The organism is Cupriavidus sp. 05T41, from assembly GCF_056396525.1.
This window is the reverse complement of sequence record NZ_JBFTLQ010000051.1, coordinates 1-18096: the sequence shown is the minus strand read 5'-3', so window position 1 is coordinate 18096 and position 18096 is coordinate 1. Positions and strand designations below refer to the sequence as shown.

The following is an 18096-nucleotide window of genomic DNA, read 5'->3' as shown; positions in this document are numbered from 1 at the left end:
AGGGAGCCTGACAGTCCCATCTAGGTTTGCTCGTGCCGAGGAGGTGATACATGGAGAGCGTTCGGGGCATCAATACCTTCATACGTGTCGTGCAGACCGGGAACCTAAGCCGGGCCGCTCGGGAACTGGGAATCACGCCCCAGGCCGCCAGCTTGCATATCAAGCAGGTCGAGGAGTGGGTCGGAATTCGGCTTCTGAATCGCAGCACGCGCAGACTAAGCCTAACCGAAGAGGGTTCCAGCTTCTATCGGACCTGTGTCAATGCATTTGACGCCATCGACAGTGAGGTAGAGCGAATGCGTGATGCCTCTGCGGAGGTATTCGGCACGGTCAAGGTTGCTGCACCTGTCGGGATGGCCGCGCGCTTTGTCGCACCAGCTCTCGGATCCTTCCTCGAGAAGTTTCCGCGCCTCTCGGTCGATTTGATCGCCCAGAATCGAATCCCGGACGTGGTCGCCGAGGGCATTGACGTCGGTATCCTTCCACACCCATTGCCCGACACGAGACTCATTGCGCGGCGCGTGGTGACCTCGCCCTTCGTTCTCTGCGCTTCGCCAGCCTATCTGCAGCGGCATGGCAGACCGTCAACAATTGAGGATCTTAAGCGTCATCGACGGATCGATCTGCGGAGCTGGGTGACCAATGCGATCCGGCCGTGGCGCCTCCGCTTCGGCAACGAAATCCTGGTAAGCGAAGGGCAGCCGTCACTTGTCACAAATGACGGCGATAGCCTGATCGAGGCAATGCTGAGTGGAGTGGGGATCGGACTCCTGACTCTCTATCGCGTCACGCCCTACCTGCGTTCGGGTCGGCTCGATACGGTGATGGACGGACAGGTCGAGGGGGAGTTGAGCTACTCCATCTATATGCAGCAACGCCACCACGTGCCGCTGAAGGTCCGTGCCATGGCAGATTTTCTCTACGACGTGCTTAGCCAACATCCCGACCTGCAGCGGCGGGAAGAGCGACCTCCAACGATTCAACGCTAGTCACATCGCGCGGCCGGCGTTTGACACTCGGGAATTGCTTAACTTCAAGGCGTCGTTACGCTGTGCGCGTTCGCCGACGTTTTCAACTCTCCAGCTGTATGGAGACATTGACGTAGTACACGACGCGACCATCGGAAGCAGAGGATTCGATCTTCAATTCGTACTTGAAAGTCCTTAAAGGATGGGCGCGGTTGTGCAGGTATCTCCGCCATAAGATTCATTCATCGGTGCGCTAGATCGCAGTCTCGTCGGGAGCCAGCGTCGGAAGTGCTATCGGAGATTCAGCCAGTTACTGGAGTGGGCATGGATGTCGTCAATACAGACGTTGCTGTCATCGGCGCCGGAATCGCGGGCCTGACAGTCGCTCTACGGCTCGCAGAGCAAGGAATCAGAACGCTGGTAGTTGAAAAAGGTGAGCAGGGTAGGTACCCGTGCAACACCCGGATGGCAGGCGGGGCATTCCACGTCGCCCACCAGGACGTAGCCGAAGATCCTGAAGTCATTCTGGACGCCATTGTCAGCCGCGCTGGCAACTCGGTTGCGAAGGACCTCGCGGAGGCACTCGCACATGACGTTGGGCAGGCAACGCAATGGCTGCAGCAGCACGGTGTGCGGTTCATCAAGGTTGGACACGAGCCTTACCGCAGACATACGCTGGCACCTCCTATTGCAACGCAAGGACGCCACTACTGGCAGGGGCGCGGCGGGGATGTACTGCTACGAACCCTGGCAGCCAGGCTGGAGGCCAATGGGGGAACGGTCCTCTACGGAACTCGTGCCGAGCGCTTGACGATGCGGGGTGGGCAGTGCGTCGGCTTCCTGGCGACGCAATCTACCGCGCAAGTCGGCATTGAGGCAGGCGCGGTTGTGATCTGCGACGGGGGATTCCATTCCAACCTGGACTTGCTGCGCGAGCATATCGCACCTGCGCCAGAGAAGCTTAAGCAACGAAACGCACGGGCAGGCTGCGGAGACGGATTGCGCATGGCAGGTGAAGTCGGTGCTCAGTTCGTGGGAATGACGCGGTTCTACGGGCACGTGCTCGCACAGGATGCGATCTACAACGACGATTTGTCGCCCTTCCCGATGCTCGATCTCGTTTGTGCCGCGGGCATTGTGGTTGATAGATCCGGGCGACGATTCATGGATGAAGGGCTGGGTGGAGTCACCATGGCAAACACCATTGCGGCACAGGCCGATCCCCTGGGAGCAACCGTCATCTTCGACTCGGATATCTGGAATGGCCCAGGGCGCGAGTACCTCATTTCCGCAAATCCCACCTTGATCACGAACGGAGGCACCGTCTACGCCTCGTCCGACGTGGAGGGCTTGGCGCAACAGGCTGGCTTGCCTGCAAACCAGTTAGCAGAGAGCGTCGCGCAGCACAACGCCGCAATCGAGGCCGCCGGTACCGGAGAGCTTCGGCCCCGGCGCAGCACAGGCGTTCATCGAGCGTGGCCCATCCGAACCGCACCCTTCCATGCGGTAAAGCTCTGCGCCGGGATCACATACACCATGGGCGGAATCGCGACCGACGCTGCCGGTCGGGTGCTTGATATTGCCAATCGTCCGATTGCGAATTTGTATGCGGCAGGCTGTACGACCGGCGGAATCGAGGGTGGCGGTGATCTTGAACAGGTTGCATACATAGGCGGTCTCAGCCGGTCGACTGTCTTCGCCCTGCGCGCTGCAAATGCAATTGCGTCAACATGGGCCGCCGCCTGATTTAACCGGTTTTGCAACGTTAATTTTTAATATCGATGAATTTGATTGATGAAATCACATTTCAAACAGACGATGCCGACATTTCCTGCTCTGCATTTCCTTGTTAAAAATGGCAACGCGATTGCATTGCTGCTGGCGTCGAGTATGCCGATAGCCGGATTCTGGATTTGGGAAGTCAGCGGATCTACTGCTTTTCTTATTGGCGGCGGGATCGCAGGTCTTTTTGCTTACCTGATCATGCGCAGTTACGTCGACTTGGTCAGGCTTGTTGTGGACGCGATGCTTCCGAAGTGAGCTACGGCATCGCGCCGTATTGCACGTTAGAGATAGCGCTACTGAATGGTATTTTAACTGGATGGCCTGACATGAATGATGCCATATCGCAGGCACCGGCTTTGAGCGGTGTGCCGCTAGGAAAACGCCGGTCACTGCTCCTGGCGGGAGTGCTGACCGGTGTCCTGGGAAGTCTTGCATCAAGAGACGTAGCGGCCATGGCCTATCCGGATCGCCCCGTTCGCTGGATTGTTCCATGGCCGCCGGGTGGTGGTGCAGATCTTCTCGCACGCATACTTCAAGCGCGGTTGGGTCAATTACTGGGGCAGCCAGTGGTCATCGAGAACCGTGGTGGAGCGGCGGGAAATATTGGCGCATCAGCCGGTGCACGGGCAGCTGCCGATGGCTACACGCTGACGTTTGCCTACTCAGCGACCCATTCGATCAACCCGCTTGTGTTCACGAAGATGCCGTTTGCGCAGAGTGACTTTGCGCCGGTGATTTTCTTGACGACCGTCCCGCAGGTACTCGTTGTCAACGCAAAGCTGCCGGTGCACAACATCCGGGAACTGATTGAGTTATCGAAGAAGCGACAGATTACATACGGATCGGCTGCGCCGGGATCTCTTGGACATCTCGGAGGGGAGTTGCTCGCGTCAATGACAGGCGCAAACATGTTGCATGTTCCCTATCGTGGGGGTGGACCAGCCTTGTCTGCCGTCCTTTCTGGGGAGATCGACGCCCTTATTGGTGTGCCGGTCGTGCTTAAGCCGCAGATCCAAGCGGGGAGGCTCCGCGCATTGGGCATTACCGCCGCGAAGCGGACAAGCGTCTTGCCGAACGTGCCGACGATTGCGGAATCCGGAGTGCCTCACTTCGACGTGAGCTCCTGGAATGGCGTACTGGTACCCGCGGGAACCCCAGGGGCGGTAATTACCACCCTTAACGCCGCTTTCAAAGAGACTCTTCTGGATCCGAAGGTGCGAGAGCAACTCATCGATGCCGGCTATGAGGTCGTCGGAGGCGAACCTGCTGTCCTGTCTAAGTTCATCGCCGGTGAACTCGAAAAATGGAAGCCCGTCGTGAAGAAGATAAATCTCCACGTGGAATAGAGAAGTATTGCCGCACGCATTCGACACCTTGGACTATCGATATGACTGAGAAACTGCTGGACACCGATAACGAAAACTCAATTCGACTGAGCGTAAGTGAGGCGCATGATCTTGGCGTGAGCACCCTTATAAGGATTGGATTCACACGTGCAGAGGCGGATGTCATCTCCGGACATCTGCTTGATGCATCCATGTGGGGTTACGAGTTCGCAGGCCTTCCGCGGATTCTTGTCATTGCGGAAAGACCGGAAATGAAGAAGCCCCGTGTGCCGGTTTCAATCGTGCGCGAGTCTCCGGTCTCGGCATTGCTCGACGGAGGGAACCACGTCGGCTACATCTCTTTAAACCGTGCTGTCGATGTTGTCATCGACAAGGTGCGTCGCTCCGGCATAGCGGTTGTGGGGTTGAGGAACAGCTGGTTTGCGGGACGCAACGCATATTACCTGGAGAAGATTGCCAGGGAGGGGTATGCGGCGATCTACTTCGGCAGCAGCAGCCCAAGCGTTGTGCCGCCAGGGGCGTTAAGCAAGGCGTTGGGGACCAACCCGCTAGCTATTGCCCTACCTGGCAAAGTGGACCCATTTATCTTTGACATGGGGACGGCCTCGGCGATGTCAGGCGAAGTCCTGATGAAGGCCTTCCTCGGCGAGGAATTCCGTGATGTCGTTGGCATCGACAAACATGGCGAGCCCACGCGCGTTGCCCGAGATTTGCTGGAGGGCGGTGTCTTTCCATTCGGCGGACACAAGGGTTACGGCTTGTCCCTCGCAATCCAGAGTCTTGGCCTGATGGCGGGTTCACGGCTACGGAATGGCGACGTTAGCGATTTTGGATATCTCTTCGTCGCTTTCAATCCGGAACTATTGATGCCTGCCGAGCAGTTCAAGGACCAACTGGAGGAGTTATTGAACAAAGTAAGAACACTGCCTCGCCAAACAGTTTCTGCGGAGATTCGAATTCCATCGGAGCGCGGCTTTCGGGAGCGTGAGATTCGACGTCGGCAGGGCATCTTGGTGAACAAGACTGTTTTGGAGCGTCTACAGCAGTTGAAGTGAGCTTCCATCTGTATGGAATTGGAGAGAGACATGGATAAGCCAGTGAAGGGCAGAACAACGTTGGTTACAATGGTGGTATTGACAGCTGCCCTATTTGCCAATGCAGCCTCGGCTCAGGATCACTATCCGAGTCGACCCGTGAGGATTCTTGTCGGCTTTGCGCCTGGAGGCTTTACGGATGTGGCCGCTCGCATCATTGCCCGGAAGCTGACCTCCGCACTGGGCCAGCCCGTGGTGGTAGAGAACCGACCGGGTGCAAATGGATTGATTGCGAGTGACGCCACCGCACACGCACCGGCCGATGGTTATACGTTGATGCTTGCGTCGATTGGTCTCACGACTAATCCGCTGCTTATGAAGGGGGCTAACTATGACCCCGTCAAAGCCTTTACGCCCATTTCTCTGCTCGCGATGGTCCCCAATGTCCTGGTCGCTTATCCCGGTATTCAGGCAAAGAACCTGGCAGAGCTGTTGACGCTGGCCCGCACTCGACCGGCGCCCCTCACGCAGGCCTCGGCCGGAAACGGCTCTCCGGGGCATCTATCTGGCGCCCTTCTTCAGGTGATGGCTGGAATAAGGTTGGATCATGTCCCCTACAAGGGTAGCGGACTGGCAGTAAATGACCTCGTTGGAGGACACGTCGACATCTCGTTTCCCACCATTCCTACGGCCTTGCCGTTGATTCGTGCCGGCAAGCTCAGGGGAATCGCGGTTACAAGCGGGAAGCGATCGCCACTTATGCCCGACGTGCCGACCATCGCGGAAGCTGGCGTACCAGGCTACGACACCGGAGGCTGGTATGGAGTGGTTGGGCCGGCGGGTATGCCCAAGGATGTGGCACAAACACTCAGCAATGAGATTTCCAAAATCATGAAGATGCCGGATGTCCGCGAGCGGTTTATCGCCGAGGGTGCTGAGCCGGTTGGCTCGAATGGCCCGGAAATGCTGACATTCCTCGGACGCGATACCGAGCGGTGGGGGATGGTGGTGAAAGCGGCACACATTGCGCTGCAATAGCGCAAACCGATCGTTTCAGAAAGTTCTCTGCGTCCTCACCGTCATTCAATTGGTTGCCATGGCTACACCTATCAGCAAGACATCTCAAGAGCCGCCTCCGGGCCACGCGCGTAACCTCATTGAATATCTGCGCGCCTTGGGCGACGAAACGCCGCGCGATGCAATAGATAAAGCACGTTGGTGTCTTCTCGACGCTATTGGTTGTGCTCTGCTTGGCGTGCGGCAACCCTGGGGCAAGATCATGGCAGAGGAAGTCATCGCGGATTCTTCTCGTGGCTCTTCCACTATCCTGGGCTGCGTCGATGAGGTTGCCTCGAGCCAAGCTGCGCTCTGCAATGGTACCGCGATGCATGGATTTGAACTCGATGATCTGCTATCCGCCGCCTTGGTTCACCCCGGTGCAGTCATCGTTCCAGCAGTACTCGCAGCGGGGGAAGCCGTCGATGCGTCTGGTGTGCAGATTCTTCGGGCTATTGTGGCTGGCTACGAGGCAACTGCACGCATCAGCATGGCGCTGGGCACGGAGCCCTCCCAGCGCGGGTTCCACAAGACCAGTGTAGTGGGGCCTGTTGCCGGCGCCCTGGCGGCGGGGGTGGCAATGCGCCTGCCACTCGAACAACTATTGAGCGCAACCGGCCTTGCTTGCTCGTGTGCGTCTGGCGTCAAGAACTTTGCTCTGGGTTCCGCGGGAATGGTAAAGCGGATGCATGCGGGCCGAGCGGCGGAAGCGGGTGTTCGAATGGCGATGCTCGCTCGTCGTGGTTTTACCGCCCCCCCAACGGCGATTGACGGAAAGTTCGGATTGCTGGATGCATTTGGCGGCGGGAGGGCACAGCCGGAGTTATTGGACGCAGGCCTCGGGACTGGATGGGCAATCGACGATGTCTGGGTAAAGGTCTATCCAATTTGTGGGTGGATCCAGGGCGTTGTACAGCTTCTGCTTGCAATGCGGGAGCAAGTCGGTATCGATGTGCGGGAAGTAGAGAAGATTGTCGTCGCGACAAGTGCGTTCGCTGTCCAGAACAACGCCAATGCGGACGTCTGCGATACTATGGATGCCCAGTACAGCATCCCATACTGTGCAGCTTTGGCGCTTACCGGAGATCCGAGCGACCCGATGGCGTTTAGCCCCGACGCCATTCGAGATCCTATGAATTCGAGTGTTGCCAGGCGTGTTGAACTGGTGGTCGATCCAGTCGCGGAACTGGTCTATCCACGACAGTTCGCCTGTCGTGTGGAAGTTCACTTGAAGAATGGAGAGGTGCATCGTGCGGAGACGCGTGACGCACACGGGACACCGGGGGATCCATGCGATGAAGAGGAGAGGATCGCAAAGTTCAATCGCATGGTTCGGCTGTCAGGCCTGCCAATTCCTGCGCAGGAAGTCGTCGATCGTGTGTGCCGACTGGAAACACTGCCTTCGGTGCGGATGCTGACGCGTTTGCTGAGCCCTCAACGAGGAGTAACACGAGAGCTGTAAGGCATGCGAGGACCAGCGCAGGCGCTGGTCCTCGCTGGCCGCTCGATATTCTTCATATTCCAATCTGCTCTGGAGTCGTCATGAAAGTGGAAGGGCAGTGCCACTGTGGGGCCATCCAGTATGAGGCGGAGGTCGAACCTGGCACCATCTCCATATGCAATTGCGCGGACTGTCAGATGCAGTCTGGCTCAGCCTTTCGCGCAAACATTGCGGCCTCTGGGCTATGAGTTGGGTCGACCGGTGAGACAAATATGGACGAAGCGGCGCTTTGAATGGATGCCTGATATCGATGGCGTCGTAGAGTTCGAAGGCCAGCCATAGGTCTCGGTGCCGCGGCCCCTTGACCTCGGCTTCTTCATTCATCCGAGCGATGGCTGATGGTATCGAGCTGCTAGCACCGCTGAGATGATCCATTGGCACAGGTGCAGCCTTTCGAAGCGCGCCCCGTGCCCGCCCGTCGTGCCATCCCGACATTGGAATGCCGCACGCCCGATGGCAATGTCGCTCGTCAGCCGGCCGGACGCCAGTTTTTTGCCTGGAATTCTTCGTAGGCTTCGTCTGCCCAAGTCAGAGCCCGTGCGGCTTCACACATGATTATCGTGAGGCCTGCTCCTGCGAGTACGACGGCTTGGACATGTTCCTTGGAAAGACCGAGGGAGAACAGCCGGATCGCGTGAATCTTGAATTGCACCTCCTTGCCCAGCAAAGCGAACTGCACCGCGATAATCGTCTCGTAAGTAGTCTCGTCTAATGTCTCGGCATTGCCGAGCGCCGCGCGCATCTGCTTGTAGTGCCCGAGCGCCTGCGGGTTGACGGCGGCGATGATTTCACTGGTGCTGTTGACGTCTGTCGTCTTCATATGCGATCCAAAGTTGTATGCGCTTGATCCGCGGTGCAAGCGTTAGTCGGCGTGGCGCCTGAGCCCGAGAGGGTCTTATCGATGTGCCAGGCGCGCGATCTGCGCGGCATCGTGGTCGGCTGTAGGCGGAAACAACGGCTCAAGCGCTAGCGGATTCCGGTATCCGTTATGATTGCTGAGATATCGAATTGCGGCAGCCTTGCAAGGGCCGGCGGTGGAGGAATTTCTCTTCGCACCCCACGGCCTCGTGCACCAGCGTGTGCGGCACCCTGGCGATCATCTGCTGGTTGCCGGGGCTCCATCGCAGCCGAATCCGCTCCTCTGGCGCGAGCACCGCGGTGCGGCCCTCGGCAATCCACAGTCGGTGGCTGTCACATTCGATCTCGGCGCCGGCTCCGAGCGACGTATGCACGAGGGAAAGTCCCCGAACGGGCGAGCGGATATCTCGACTTCGGCGCCATGGCGCAGCGCGTAGATCTTCAGGCGATTGATCTCACCCTTGAACATCGCCGCATCTGGCGCGCCAGGCTTCCAGCCCAGCACATGGTCAGTGAGTTCGCGAGAGACGTGGTCATGCGCCTCCACGCACACATCGGATCGGAGCAGCGGATTGCTATATGGCGCGGAGAGGGCAGGGGGCCGCGGAGAAAGTAGCTATTGCCCGTGTTTCCGGCCTTGCGGTGGTTTCACTGAGCCGCTGCACTGAAACTGCCTGGAAAGGCACAGACTGATCTGCGGGAGGGCTGATTGCCCTTTTCCTTTCCCTGCGCCGGGTACCCGAAAAGCAAAAACCCCACACTTCGGAAAGTGTGGGGTTCGGCAGCAATCTGAAGTCCACATCCGGGCGGGCCACTTCGCCAAGGCATGCGAAGCGGGCTCCTCTTGGTGCCTTTCCCAAGACCTATGGGGCAGGCTGGAGAGGGAAGCGGTCCCCGACCCGGGTTCGCCCCTTTTAGAGGGCGGCGCGGTCAGACGCTATGTAGTACCTGGCACCGTCGGTATAGGTGTCGAATTTGCCGCTTTTCGCGCCGTCAGTGTACACATCGTACTTTCCAGACCGCGCGCCGTCGGTGTAAGTGTCGAATTTGCCACTCTTGGCGAACGCTGGAGCTGCCAGCAGGGCGGCTGCGACTGCGGCGATAGCGATCAGGGCATGGCGATTGGTATTCATGGCTCACCTCTTTCTTAAAGCTGGTGGATGCCATTCTCTTGGTCTGACTTGTTGCATTGCGGCATCCGATGACCGCATATTAGGGGTTTCCCTCATGGAGGTAAACCCCAGCATTCACAACGATTGGTTTCAATACCGACAATAATCTGGCCTGAGCCGGAAAAATTCCGTTGGACTATCCCAGGAGTGGCCCAGGAATCGATGCGCATCCTCGGGAACGGTTGGCGCCACACCTTGCACTGTGCGGCGCCAATGAAGCAGTGGAACATCACTCGCTGACGACCAGCTCGGACTCCGGCACTTCGAGCAACGGCTTCTTTGCAGTGCGGCTGCGCCAGGCCGACCAGGTCACGCCGATCAGCAGAAGCGCCGACGCGACAACGAAGGTGCAGCTGATCGGCCGCTGCAGGAACACGGTCATGTCACCGCGCGAGAGCAGCAGGGAGCGGCGGAAGTTTTCCTCCACCATCGGCCCGAGCACGAAGCCGAGCAGGATCGGCGCCACTGAGAACTCCAGGCACATGAGCAAGGCGCCGATCAGGCCGAAGGCCAGCACTTCCCAGATCTGGAACAGGCTGCTCTGGGTGCTGAACACACCCACCGCGATGAAGAACATGGCTGACGGGAACAGGTAGCGGTACGGCACCTGCAGAAGCTTGACCCAAACGCCGATCATCGGAACGTTCAAGATCATCAGCAGCACGTTGCCGATCCAGAAACTGGCGATCAGGCCCCAGAAAATGTCCGGGTGCTCGCTGATCAGCTGTGGCCCCGGGCTGATGCCCTGGATCATCAGCGCGCCGAGGATCAGCGCCATCACTGCGTCGCCAGGAATTCCCAGGCTCATGGTGGGGATGAAGTCCACCTGCGTCTTGGAGTGCGAGGAGGCCTCAGGTGACGCAACCCCCGCGATCATTCCCGTGCCAAACTTTTCCGGCGTCTTGGAAATCTTGCGCTCCAGCGCATAGGCTACGAAGGTCGTGATCGTCGGCCCCGTTCCGGGCATGGCGCCGAACAATGTTCCTACGCCGGTGCCGCGAACCATCGGCCAGAAGGCCGTCTTGAGTTCGGCCAGGCTTGGGCGCATGTCGCGGATGCGCAGCTTGGTCTTGGCAGTGACAGTGCTCATTCGGTTGACGTTCAGCAGGAAGTCCGCCACACCGAATAAACCCATGGCGATCGCTACCAGCTCCAGCCCGTCGCTCAGCTCGGGAATGCCCATCGCAAAGCGGAAGGCCCCCGTGTTGACGTCGGTGCCTACCACGCCGCAAAGCAGCCCGAACAACGTCATCGCTACCCCCTTCAGCGGTGAGCCACGCGACATCGTCGAGCCGGCCAGCAAGCCCAGCAACATGATCGAGAAGATCTCGGCAGGGCCGAACTTGAACGCAATCGCCGTCAGAACTGGCGACGCGAAGATCATCACGAGAATGCCCACCGATGCGGCGAAGAACGAGCAGATCATGGTGATGCCCAGCGCGGTGCCGCCCTTTCCTGCGCGAGTCATCGGGTAGCCGTCCAGGCAGGTGACTGCGTGCGGCGGGTGGGACGGCAGGTTCAGCAGGATCGCGCCGATCGCGCCGCCATATTGCGAACCGTAGAAGATACCCGCCAGCATCAGGATGGCGGGCACCGGATGCATCGCGTAGGTCAGCGGCAGGAGGATGGAGATCGCGGAGAGCGCGCCCATGCCGGGCAGCACGCCGATCAGGTTTCCGACCAGCACGCCGAAAAACGACCACATCAGGTTGGTGCCCTGAAAGGCGACGCCGAACCCGAACCAGAGATCATGCAAAGCATTGGAAACCATAGCAGTCAAACCCCCCAGCCAAACAGCGGCAATTGCAGCTTCAACGCCCACCAGAACACGCCCGCGGCCACCACGCACATGGCCAGCGCGAGCAGCGCGGCCTGCTTGAGGCTATTGCTGCGGTCACCCAGGGCGGAAATAAAGACAATGGAGAAAGTGGCCGGGATCAGGCCGCCGTACTTGCCGAACAGCAGGAACGCGAGCGCACCCAGCACGATGCACACGGCCCCGCGCAGGTCCGGCGCGCTATGGCTGTGGCCGTGTCCGGCAGGCTGCGCGGCCTGAGGTGAATCGCCGCGGGCGGACATTGCAATCAGCACGCCAACCAGGGCCAGTAGCGCACCCACGGCCACCGGGAAGAAGCCGGGGCCCATGTGGCTCAACGTTCCGGTGTGGTACTGAAGGCCGGCTGCCACCGCGGCCAGGCCTACCAGCGTCATCAACGCGCCCCCGTAATAGTCCTTCCTGAAACGATGCGAGGTGTTCATGCTGCGCCCCTCCTGCCGTTGTGCAGCGTGGGCTGCGATGTGACACTGCCCGCCTCGGGGCAGCGCTCTTTGGCACGTCGTCTGATCATGGATTGGTCTCCTTCGTTCCGTTCTATGAGAACGCCGATGACCATGCGCCCTTCGATCAGGGCGGTGGCGCAACGGGTGAGAGGACTCTAAAGCCGGCTGCTTCCAACCGGCTTTCAGTCGGCTTGCGGCAAGCTTTCTAAATATGTCACGATGTGATGTAATAAATTCAGGGCCACGTAATCTTAGTGAAATCCCTAGGGAGGATCCGTTGCCTGCTGGCGCTTTCTCGCAGCCGCTTCAATGGCCGTCGCGGTGGCCCAAGGGTGGCCTGCTTGAAGCGCCCGGGATGCGTGCCGGTGAGAACCACCGCCCTGACCGCCGCATCGGACTCCACCTTGACAACGCCGCCAGATCTGCATCGTTCACCGCGTCCTAAGGCCAGTAGAGGGAGCGCTGACTAGGCAGTTGTTGTCTGCGGGAAAATCTCAGTACAAATATCGCGCAAATTTGGTATGATGTACGTCATGCGAAATATGAAGATCAACGCTAGAAGCGTCGCCAAGGAAGCGTCGCACGAGCGCATTGTGGCCGCGGCTGCCCGAGCGATCCGGCGCAGTGGTTATGACGGCGCTGTCGTCGCCGACGTCATGAAGGACGCCGGGCTGACGCATGGAGCGTTCTATGCTCATTTCCCCTCGCGCGAAGCCATGCTGGCAGAAGCCGCGGATCGAGCGTGTGCGGAGTCCGCGGCCGCCGCGGAAGGCGTTGTGGCTAATGCGGCTCCCAAGACGGCCTTGGAATCGATGCTTCGAGCCTATCTGTCCAAGGAACACCTCGAACTCGTCGAGATGGGATGCCCCTTGGCCGCGCTAGGCTCGGAAACGCCTCGACAGGCGCCCGAAGTTCGCCGCGCGACGACTCGCCACATCAAGGCGATGACAGACCTGGTCGCCCGCCAATCTCCTGACTGGGGACAGCCCGGTGCTCACGAACAAGCACTCGTGACCATCGCCACCATGGTTGGCGCCTTGGTGCTGGCTCGTGCAGTCGACGAGCCAGCGCTGTCCGATCGCTTGCTCGAAGCTGCGCTGGAGCGCCTGGTCCCCCCTGGTATCTAAACCTGGGTTAATGCAATCATCTCGCTCGCCCATTGATATGATGCGCATCATGCGAAATGGCGGCGACGCTCGTTTTGAGCGTCGCGCCGAATCGCTCTCAACGCGCATCCCGGACGATCCCGAATTCCACACTCTGACGGAGGAACTACATGAACATGCGCGGCAAGATTGCCCTCGTTACCGGGGCCTCCTCAGGCATCGGCCAAGCCACCGCGGAGCGGCTCGCGAAGGCGGGCTACAAGGTGTACGGGACCAGTAGACGCGCAGGCACAACCGGTCAGCGATCGTTCGAGTTGCTGTCTCTCGACGTAGCGAGGGACGAATCCGTCGATGCTGCTGTCCAAAAGGTGATGCAACTGGAAAGCCGTATTGATCTTCTCGTCAACAACGCCGGCTTCGGGGTCGCTCCGGCGGGTGCGGAGGAGAGCTCGATCGAGCAGGCCCAGTCGATCTTCGATACGAACTTCTTTGGGATAGTCCGGATGACCCGGGCCGTCGTGCCACATATGCGCCGGCAAGGGGATGGTCGCATCATCAACATTGGCTCCGTGCTCGGCTTCCTGCCGATGCCTTACATGGCGCTATATTCCGCCACCAAGCACGCGGTGGCTGGCTATTCGGAAGCGCTCGACCATGAACTGCGCACGTTGGGGATCCGCGTTTCGGTGGTCGAGCCGGCCTACATCAACACCCCTTTTGATGCCAACCTGATGGAACCCGATGCCCCTCTCGATGTGTATCGAGAGATTCGCGCGGGCGTGGAGAGGCGGGTGAAGGAAGTTCTCGTCAGCGCGGACGGGCCAGAAGTGGTGGCCGACGTCGTGCTGAAGGCGGCCATGGCGACGCATCCAAAAATTCACTACGCCCCGGGCCTCGCCAGGCGCATGCGCATGCTGCGCAGGTTTGCGCCGGCCAGCGTGCTGGATGCGGGGGTTCGCAAAGACCTGCGGCTTGAAGCATAGGCGGTTACCCGCTTCGCGCGCTTTTCCGTGTTGCACATACCCAGTCATCCAATCTGTGAGAAAGGAATGTCCATGTCATCATGCATCGCCAGGCGGCCACCCGCCGGCCAGGCAACGTTAACCGTTGAAGCCATGGCAGCGCTTCGTTTGAAACAAGCGGCCGGCGTCGCTCTGATCCTTGCGGCAGCGCTGGCGGCACCGCCGGTGCGGGCCGGCGATGCTTCTCCCGCTGGCCTGTGGAAGAACGTTGACGACATCAGCGGCAATCCGCGCGCGCTGATCCGCATCACTGAATCGAATGGAACGCTTCAGGGCAAGATAGAGAAAGTGTTTCCTGCCCCGAGCGAAGACCCGAATCCGAAGTGCGACAAATGCGAGGGTGCAAACAAGAATGCGTCGGTCATCGGCCTGGTCATCTTGAGTGGCCTGAAGAAGGAAGGCGAAGAGTATGTCGGCGGCCAGATTCTTGATCCCGACAACGGCAAGGTCTATCGCAGCAAGGTCCGCCTGGCCGACGACGGCAAGACGCTCAGCGTGCGCGGCTACATTGGCGTGCCAATGCTGGGCCGCTCGCAGACTTGGGGGCGTCAAGAATGAGAGCGACCATGAAAGCGTTTCTTCTCGATCGGTACGGGAAAAAGCGCGCGTTGCGTTCCGCGGAGGTACCGAGCCCGATGCTGGGTGAGGATGAGATCCTGGTCCAGGTCCATGCGGCAGGTGTGAATTTGCTGGATTCCAAGATCAGGGACGGCGAGTTCAAGCTGATCCTCCCCTATCGCTTGCCTCTTGTCCTGGGCCACGACGTGGCCGGCGTCGTAGTCAAGGTCGGTTCTCGCGTCCGGCAGTTCAAGCCGGGCGACGAAGTCTATTCCCGGCCTGATGATTTCCGCATCGGCGCCTTCGCCGAGTACATCGCGGTCAAGGAAGCGTCTTTGGCTATCAAGCCCAAGGCACTGAGTATGGAAGAAGCCGCATCGATCCCTCTGGTGGGGCTGACGGCATGGCAAGCGTTGATCGAGAAGGCCAATCTGAAGAAAGGACAGAAGGTATTCATCCAGGCGGGTTCCGGTGGCGTAGGCACATTTGCGATCCAGTTGGCCAAGCATGTTGGCGCCACTGTAGCCACCACCACGAGCAGCGCCAACACCGACCTGGTAAGAGGCCTCGGGGCAGACGTCGTCATCGATTACAAGAAAGACGATTTCGAGCAGATTCTTCAGGACTACGATGTGGTTCTGCACAGTCAAGATGCAACGGCGCTGGATAAATCTTTGCGCGTCCTTAAGCCTGGCGGAACGCTCATCTCGATCTCTGGCCCTCCCGATCCCGTATTCGCAAAAGAAATCGGAGCGCCGTGGTTCGTGAACTTGGTTGTTCGTCTTCTGAGTTCGGGAGTCCGGAAGCGGGCAGCACGTCGCGAACTGAGGTACTCGTTCCTCTTCATGAGGGCCAGCGGGCGCCAGTTGCGCGAGATCACCTCGCTCATTGACGCCGGCGCGATACGCCCGGTAGTGGATCGGGTCTTTTCCTTCGACGAGACCAACGAGGCCATGGCCTATGTCGAGAAGGGGCGAGCTAGGGGAAAGGTCGTCGTCCAGGTCAGATAGGCGCGATCACCCATCGGTTCTTTTTCGACCCTGCTCGACTGCATGGATGACCAGCCGGGGGCGCAGAAGCCGCATGCCGCCAGCGCATGCTCAAGAACTGATGCGACCCCACATTGTTCAGTGCCAGCAAAGCGACCAGACATGCCCTGCCTCCAGCTTGATGTAAATGGAAGCTATGCCCTCGCAGTACGGAAGGAGGCGATGCGAAGACCGGGTGGCTCGCCCCCCCGGTAACAGAGCATCCTCAAATGTCGACGCCATACAAAGAGCTGCAAGGCATTTTTGGCGACCCGTGGTTCGAATCGCTTGAACCGGCGTCGCAAAAGGTGTTGCTAACGCAAGGGCGCCCGTTTCGTGTCAGAAGCGGCGAGTTCGTTGTGCGCAAGGGGGATCCGGCGAACGGACTCTTCGGCGTCGTGAGCGGCGCTCTCGCTGCATCCTCGGTCCTTGAAGACGGGCGGCAGATGATTTTCGGCTTGCTCGAGCCGGGGGATTGGTGCGGCGAGGCATCGTCGCTCGACGGATTGCCCCGCACGCATGACATCCATGCCGTGCGCAACGCCGAAGTGCTGCACATCGCGCCACCACTGTTCGAGCAATTGATGCTGAATGCCCGGTTCGCACGGGCGATTGCGGTCCTGCAGACGGCGCGCACCCGAACCATGTTCAGTTTCTTCGAGGATGCGGCGCTGCGTAGCACGCGCGCTCGCGTCGTGCGGCGATTGCTCAGGCTGGCGCGCGGCGACGCTCCGGCCTTGCCCCGCTCCAGGCGGGTGATTCCCATCACGCAGGAGACCCTTGCGATGATGCTGGGCCTCACCCGCCAGACCTTGTCCCTGGAGCTCAAGGCCCTGGCCGCGACGGGTGCACTGTCGCTGTCGTACGGCCGCATCGTCATCGAGTCGGAGCAGACGCTGAGCGCGCTCAGCGAGGCCTGATCACGGCGCTACGAGCGACTGATCCTAGGACTTACCCGTGGAATGTCAGCTGCCTTGCATTCGCATGCGCACGCCCATCCGTACCATGTGCAATCCCTCATCGCACTGGCTGACTAGCGCAAGACGGCGCCGCAGCGAGATGTGATGCGCGCGCGAATCGCGTTGTGGGCCCACGAGGGCCACGCCAATACAGCCATTGCGCGGGAACTGGATGTCTCGGTGCAAACGGTCTGCCTGTGGCGCAAGCGTATTGCCCAGCAAGGTGCCCAAGGCATTCGCGAGGGCGAGCGCAGCGGCCGTCCGCCGCGCATCACGCACGAGGCGCGACTACAGTTGATCGCGCTGGCGTGTGAGACGCAAGAGCCTGAGGGGCGGGTCACGCCCACGCTCGATGAGATTGTGGCGCGCGCGGTGGAGCGTGGCGTTGTCGAGCAGATCAGCCGCAGCCAGGTGCAGCGCATTTTGCAGGCCGGCGACGTGCGTCCGCACCGGGTCCAGCAATGGCTACATAGCCCAGACCCCGCCTTTCGCGAGAAGGTCAACGGCATTTGCAAGCTGTACCGGAAGGCGCCGCGAAACGCGGTGGTGCTCAGTATCGACGAGAAGACCGGCATTCAGGCCATCGAGCGTAAGCACCCAGGACGCGCACCCGCACCGGGGCGGCTGCGTCGGCGTGAGTTTGAATATATTCGTCACGGCACCCAGGCGTTGATTGCCGCGCTAGACGTGCATACCGGACAGGTGCTGGCAGAATGCCGCGACCGGCGCACCCAGGACGATTTGGTCGCTTTCATGGAGCGCGTGGCAAGCGCGTACCCGGGCAAACAGGTGCACGTCGTCTGGGACAACCTGAACACACATTGCGCCCAGGCCGTCTGGCAGGCGTTTAACGCGCGGCACGATGAGCGGTTTCACTTCCACTTCACGCCGTTGCACGCGAGTTGGGTCAATCAGATCGAACTCTGGTTTGCCCGCTACACGCGCCGGGTACTGCGCCATGCGAGTCACACTAGCATCGCGCACCTGCGCGAGCGCACCGAGCAGTTTATCCGCGCGCACAATCAGGCGGCACGCCCGTTCAAATGGAGCTTCCGGGGCTATCCGCTGCAAACCGGCGCATCGTAATCGAGAATCAACATGCCAGCCTTACCCACCAAACATTACGCTGCCAAATTGCAGCAGCAACTGCGCAGCCTGCTCGGCCACGAGCAGATCATCACACAAGCCTACGGGCGTCACCTGTTGATCAAACGTCTGGACGACGAGGAGCCGACCGTGGTGGCTCGGCTGACCGAACTCGGCCGCAATCGTTATGGCGCCGCCTTTCGCAACCATAGTGGGCGTTGGGAGCCGTTGCCAGGCGCAGGCTCGCTCGACGAGATGGCCCAGGTGGTCGTCACGCTCCTGGAGCCGTACCTACAGCCTGATAATTATTAAATCTATTTACGGGATGTTGTACTAG

The 18096-nt window shown here is 59.9% G+C and carries 19 protein-coding genes and 1 pseudogene; 15 read left to right on the top strand and 5 right to left on the bottom strand.

What is annotated here, in order from left to right:
• Nucleotides 1–50: 50 nt before the first annotated feature.
• The 8 genes from AC1DKV_RS26070 to AC1DKV_RS26035 all read left to right on the top strand — a co-directional run bounded on the left by AC1DKV_RS26070 (nucleotide 51) and on the right by AC1DKV_RS26035 (nucleotide 7878).
• A complete protein-coding gene (locus AC1DKV_RS26070; RefSeq protein WP_441620735.1) occupies nucleotides 51–989 on the top strand; it encodes a LysR family transcriptional regulator in 939 nt (312 codons plus the stop codon).
• A 303-nt stretch (nucleotides 990–1292) separates the two neighbouring features.
• Nucleotides 1293–2714 carry an FAD-dependent oxidoreductase gene (locus AC1DKV_RS26065; RefSeq protein ID WP_441620733.1) on the top strand — a complete coding sequence of 474 codons (1422 nt, stop codon included), beginning with the start codon at nucleotides 1293–1295 and terminating at the stop codon, nucleotides 2712–2714.
• Nucleotides 2715–2762: 48 nt separating this feature from the next.
• On the top strand, nucleotides 2763–3008 hold the full coding sequence (locus AC1DKV_RS26060) for a hypothetical protein (RefSeq protein WP_441620731.1): 246 nt from the start codon (nucleotides 2763–2765) through the stop codon (nucleotides 3006–3008).
• Nucleotides 3009–3079: 71 nt separating this feature from the next.
• Nucleotides 3080–4099 (top strand): Bug family tripartite tricarboxylate transporter substrate binding protein, encoded by a 1020-nt coding sequence (locus AC1DKV_RS26055; RefSeq protein WP_441620729.1) that lies wholly within the window; start codon nucleotides 3080–3082, stop codon nucleotides 4097–4099.
• Nucleotides 4100–4140: 41 nt separating this feature from the next.
• Nucleotides 4141–5154, top strand: a complete 1014-nt coding sequence (locus AC1DKV_RS26050) for an Ldh family oxidoreductase (protein WP_441620727.1) — start codon at nucleotides 4141–4143, stop codon at nucleotides 5152–5154.
• A 30-nt stretch (nucleotides 5155–5184) separates the two neighbouring features.
• Entirely contained in the window at nucleotides 5185–6171 is a 987-nt protein-coding gene (locus AC1DKV_RS26045; RefSeq protein WP_441649919.1) for a tripartite tricarboxylate transporter substrate binding protein, read from the top strand.
• Nucleotides 6158–7651, top strand: coding sequence for an MmgE/PrpD family protein (locus AC1DKV_RS26040; RefSeq protein WP_441620723.1), 1494 nt, complete (start codon nucleotides 6158–6160; stop codon nucleotides 7649–7651). The genes AC1DKV_RS26045 and AC1DKV_RS26040 overlap by 14 nt, the downstream gene beginning before the upstream one ends.
• 80 nt (nucleotides 7652–7731) lie before the next feature.
• Nucleotides 7732–7878, top strand: a complete 147-nt coding sequence (locus AC1DKV_RS26035; RefSeq protein ID WP_441620721.1) for a GFA family protein — start codon at nucleotides 7732–7734, stop codon at nucleotides 7876–7878.
• Nucleotides 7879–8159: 281 nt separating this feature from the next.
• Here AC1DKV_RS26035 and AC1DKV_RS26030 read toward each other — a convergent pair whose 3' ends face one another.
• The 5 genes from AC1DKV_RS26030 to AC1DKV_RS26010 form a co-directional block, all read right to left on the bottom strand.
• Complete coding sequence (locus AC1DKV_RS26030) at nucleotides 8160–8510, bottom strand: hypothetical protein (RefSeq protein WP_441620719.1); 351 nt, start codon at nucleotides 8508–8510, stop codon at nucleotides 8160–8162.
• Between the two features lie 166 nt (nucleotides 8511–8676).
• Entirely contained in the window at nucleotides 8677–8922 is a 246-nt protein-coding gene (locus tag AC1DKV_RS26025) for an AraC-like ligand-binding domain-containing protein (RefSeq protein WP_441620717.1), read from the bottom strand.
• 540 nt (nucleotides 8923–9462) lie between these two features.
• Entirely contained in the window at nucleotides 9463–9681 is a 219-nt protein-coding gene (locus AC1DKV_RS26020) for a hypothetical protein (protein WP_441620715.1), read from the bottom strand.
• Nucleotides 9682–9949: 268 nt separating this feature from the next.
• A complete protein-coding gene (locus AC1DKV_RS26015) occupies nucleotides 9950–11491 on the bottom strand; it encodes a tripartite tricarboxylate transporter permease (protein WP_441620803.1) in 1542 nt (513 codons plus the stop codon).
• 5 nt (nucleotides 11492–11496) lie between these two features.
• The gene (locus tag AC1DKV_RS26010; RefSeq protein WP_441620713.1) at nucleotides 11497–11979 is read right to left on the bottom strand and encodes a tripartite tricarboxylate transporter TctB family protein; all 483 of its coding nucleotides are present in this window, start codon (nucleotides 11977–11979) and stop codon (nucleotides 11497–11499) included.
• A 542-nt stretch (nucleotides 11980–12521) separates the two neighbouring features.
• Between AC1DKV_RS26010 and AC1DKV_RS26005 the strand changes: the two genes are divergently transcribed.
• From AC1DKV_RS26005 to AC1DKV_RS25975, 7 genes and pseudogenes are all read left to right on the top strand, one after another.
• The gene (locus AC1DKV_RS26005) at nucleotides 12522–13127 is read left to right on the top strand and encodes a TetR/AcrR family transcriptional regulator (protein ID WP_441620711.1); all 606 of its coding nucleotides are present in this window, start codon (nucleotides 12522–12524) and stop codon (nucleotides 13125–13127) included.
• A 149-nt stretch (nucleotides 13128–13276) separates the two neighbouring features.
• Complete coding sequence (locus AC1DKV_RS26000; RefSeq protein ID WP_441620709.1) at nucleotides 13277–14089, top strand: oxidoreductase; 813 nt, start codon at nucleotides 13277–13279, stop codon at nucleotides 14087–14089.
• Nucleotides 14090–14221: 132 nt separating this feature from the next.
• Complete coding sequence (locus tag AC1DKV_RS25995) at nucleotides 14222–14686, top strand: DUF2147 domain-containing protein (RefSeq protein ID WP_477138319.1); 465 nt, start codon at nucleotides 14222–14224, stop codon at nucleotides 14684–14686.
• 8 nt (nucleotides 14687–14694) lie between these two features.
• A complete protein-coding gene (locus AC1DKV_RS25990; protein ID WP_441620707.1) occupies nucleotides 14695–15696 on the top strand; it encodes an NADP-dependent oxidoreductase in 1002 nt (333 codons plus the stop codon).
• 248 nt (nucleotides 15697–15944) lie between these two features.
• Nucleotides 15945–16634 carry a Crp/Fnr family transcriptional regulator gene (locus tag AC1DKV_RS25985; protein ID WP_441620705.1) on the top strand — a complete coding sequence of 230 codons (690 nt, stop codon included), beginning with the start codon at nucleotides 15945–15947 and terminating at the stop codon, nucleotides 16632–16634.
• A gap of 117 nt (nucleotides 16635–16751) precedes the next feature.
• Nucleotides 16752–17759 (top strand): annotated as a pseudogene (locus tag AC1DKV_RS25980) (IS630 family transposase); the annotation flags it as partial.
• Between the two features lie 12 nt (nucleotides 17760–17771).
• Nucleotides 17772–18071, top strand: a complete 300-nt coding sequence (locus AC1DKV_RS25975) for a hypothetical protein (RefSeq protein WP_441624506.1) — start codon at nucleotides 17772–17774, stop codon at nucleotides 18069–18071.
• Nucleotides 18072–18096 lie beyond the last annotated feature (25 nt).

Coding starts and splice junctions, on each gene's coding strand:
- AC1DKV_RS26070 (WP_441620735.1), top strand. CDS start 51: ATGGAGAGCGTTCGGGGCATCAATACCTTCATACGTGTCGTGCAGACC.
- AC1DKV_RS26065 (WP_441620733.1), top strand. CDS start 1,293: ATGGATGTCGTCAATACAGACGTTGCTGTCATCGGCGCCGGAATCGCG.
- AC1DKV_RS26060 (WP_441620731.1), top strand. CDS start 2,763: ATGAAATCACATTTCAAACAGACGATGCCGACATTTCCTGCTCTGCAT.
- AC1DKV_RS26055 (WP_441620729.1), top strand. CDS start 3,080: ATGAATGATGCCATATCGCAGGCACCGGCTTTGAGCGGTGTGCCGCTA.
- AC1DKV_RS26050 (WP_441620727.1), top strand. CDS start 4,141: ATGACTGAGAAACTGCTGGACACCGATAACGAAAACTCAATTCGACTG.
- AC1DKV_RS26045 (WP_441649919.1), top strand. CDS start 5,185: ATGGATAAGCCAGTGAAGGGCAGAACAACGTTGGTTACAATGGTGGTA.
- AC1DKV_RS26035 (WP_441620721.1), top strand. CDS start 7,732: ATGAAAGTGGAAGGGCAGTGCCACTGTGGGGCCATCCAGTATGAGGCG.
- AC1DKV_RS26030 (WP_441620719.1), bottom strand. CDS start 8,510: ATGAAGACGACAGACGTCAACAGCACCAGTGAAATCATCGCCGCCGTC.
- AC1DKV_RS26020 (WP_441620715.1), bottom strand. CDS start 9,681: ATGAATACCAATCGCCATGCCCTGATCGCTATCGCCGCAGTCGCAGCC.
- AC1DKV_RS26015 (WP_441620803.1), bottom strand. CDS start 11,491: ATGGTTTCCAATGCTTTGCATGATCTCTGGTTCGGGTTCGGCGTCGCC.
- AC1DKV_RS26010 (WP_441620713.1), bottom strand. CDS start 11,979: ATGAACACCTCGCATCGTTTCAGGAAGGACTATTACGGGGGCGCGTTG.
- AC1DKV_RS26005 (WP_441620711.1), top strand. CDS start 12,522: ATGATGTACGTCATGCGAAATATGAAGATCAACGCTAGAAGCGTCGCC.
- AC1DKV_RS26000 (WP_441620709.1), top strand. CDS start 13,277: ATGAACATGCGCGGCAAGATTGCCCTCGTTACCGGGGCCTCCTCAGGC.
- AC1DKV_RS25995 (WP_477138319.1), top strand. CDS start 14,222: ATGGCAGCGCTTCGTTTGAAACAAGCGGCCGGCGTCGCTCTGATCCTT.
- AC1DKV_RS25990 (WP_441620707.1), top strand. CDS start 14,695: ATGAAAGCGTTTCTTCTCGATCGGTACGGGAAAAAGCGCGCGTTGCGT.
- AC1DKV_RS25985 (WP_441620705.1), top strand. CDS start 15,945: ATGTCGACGCCATACAAAGAGCTGCAAGGCATTTTTGGCGACCCGTGG.
- AC1DKV_RS25975 (WP_441624506.1), top strand. CDS start 17,772: ATGCCAGCCTTACCCACCAAACATTACGCTGCCAAATTGCAGCAGCAA.